The 1895-nt window shown below is 53.2% G+C and carries 1 protein-coding gene and 1 pseudogene; one reads left to right on the forward strand and one right to left on the reverse strand.

Annotation, left to right across the window (positions count from 1 at the left end):
* Window positions 1–154: 154 nt before the first annotated feature.
* A pseudogene (locus ACMV5I_RS29370) lies at window positions 155–543 on the reverse strand (transcriptional regulator); the annotation flags it as partial.
* 618 nt (window positions 544–1161) lie between these two features.
* Between ACMV5I_RS29370 and ACMV5I_RS29375 the strand changes: the two are divergent.
* Window positions 1162–1785 (forward strand): N-6 DNA methylase, encoded by a 624-nt coding sequence (locus tag ACMV5I_RS29375; protein WP_414825959.1) that lies wholly within the window; start codon window positions 1162–1164, stop codon window positions 1783–1785.
* Window positions 1786–1895: the final 110 nt, after the last annotated feature.

The following is a 1895-nucleotide window of genomic DNA, read 5'->3' on the forward strand; positions in this document are numbered from 1 at the left end:
ATTAAAAACACAGCAAAACCGGCATTTTTACGTATAACTCTTCGCGATACTGCACCATCAGGGGATACGGCACGCTACCGTTCATGGTCTGTTGCTCTCAAAAGAAACGATCCAAACTCCTAACCATCAAGACGTTGCGTTCTAATCGGCAGGTCTGATTGACCACAACTACGGTCAGCGTGTGGGCGGCATACCTTAATATGTCCACCTCCTTCATTCGGGTGACCTGCGCACCGATGGCTTCACATCCTAGGTATATCATGAGGTTGAGACCGATTTTCTCCAGCTTGGCTTGATGGCTACCACTGCAGACCATCAACTTGACGCCTTCTTTCCGTGTGTTATCTTTGACGTCCTGCGCCAGTCGTGAGAAAAACGGATCGTCGAGATTGCCGGGGAGCAACCCCCAACATGTAGCCGCTTCTTTTTACCAGCGCCAACGCGGTCGCATTCCGGTGATAGTCAAACTCCCGCATAGTTTTTTCAACCCGTTTGCGTGTCACAGGCTCAACGTGGTGGTGTGGTTGAGGTGGTCACGGATATTCCTGCGCGACGCGCAACTTATTTCATGGTGACCATGTCATATCCTGTCGGTTTTATTCTGGTCAAATTCCCGGTTAAGTGCAGTTACTCAGGATGTTAAGGATGTCGCTGCGCTCAGTTTTCCTCACCGCCTTGCGGCAGACGATCATTTGCCCGGATCTTCCTCAGCGGTTGTTAAATCACACCTGCAACCCGATGACATATTGGCAGCCCCCGCTGATGGCGTGGCGGCGGGCGGAGCCCTGCCTTTGCTAAGGAATAACAGCTTCGTCCAGAATCAGTTATTACTTACATGGTGCGTCTTGGCTTGTTGGATAAAATCCACGATCCGCGCTGACACTGCCAGACTATGAATTGGCGGCGAATCTGTCCGCCCTCCTTATTGAGTCAGCTTTCACTCCATCGTCAGCAGTTACTCCCTCCCTCCGCTTAACAGTCGCACCGTGCCGGAAAAATTCAAGCCACCGACTGCTGTGCCCGTTCGCATTCCTTCCCCCTGGTCAGTCATTTGCGCTGCGGCCTTGCGTCCGGAGCTGGATTTTTTCCTTATGGCCCGTTGCGTCCAGCGCGGTATGGCGGGAGCACACCGCAGATCGCCACAAAGGAAGGAACACCAGAATGACGCAGCTGACCCTGGATATACTCGCGCCAGCCAATACCCCTGATCGGTTACGCCACGTTGGCCAGAACGGCTATGACCATTACCGCCGGGAATTTATCCGGTTGTTTCGTGAAACGGCGCGCTATCACCACCGACATGAGGTTTTCCGCGATTTTGCAGAAATGGCGACACTTGCCGTGCAGAACGTTTTTCTTCGCAGTCCTGATCTGGAAAAAGAGTATCTGGCGATTGCCGGTCGCTATCAACCTGATGATGTTCACAGGATGACTCAGTTGCTGGGGTGTCTCACTGGCGCTCTGGAGTGTCAGCCGGGTGACTTTCTGGGCCAGATCTTCATGGAACTGGAGATCGGCTCAGACCATATGGGCCAGTTTTTCACACCTTATCATCTGTCTGCCCTGATGGCTCGCCTCACCGCCGGTGATGTACTCAGCGAGCTGGAACACAAGCCGTTCATTACGTTGCAGGAACCGGCAGTTGGGGCAGGCAGTATGGTGATCGCATTTGCTGAAGTGCTTGCGGAACAGGGCATCAACTATCAGGACAAGCTATTCGCCAGTTGCATGGATATTGATGCGACTGCAGCACATATGTGTTACTTGCAACGTAAGCGTCGTTAAATCCCCACAGTGTTCGGTCGTGGGGTTTAAGGTAGGGTGATTTTCCAGGGCAGCAGCGTGTCCCAGTCGATGGCGTCGTCCGGCGATTTCAGCGCCGTCAGCAACGCATG

Source organism: Serratia sp. T13T92 (genome assembly GCF_047530105.1).
In the GTDB taxonomy this organism is placed as follows: domain Bacteria; phylum Pseudomonadota; class Gammaproteobacteria; order Enterobacterales; family Enterobacteriaceae; genus Chania; species Chania fonticola.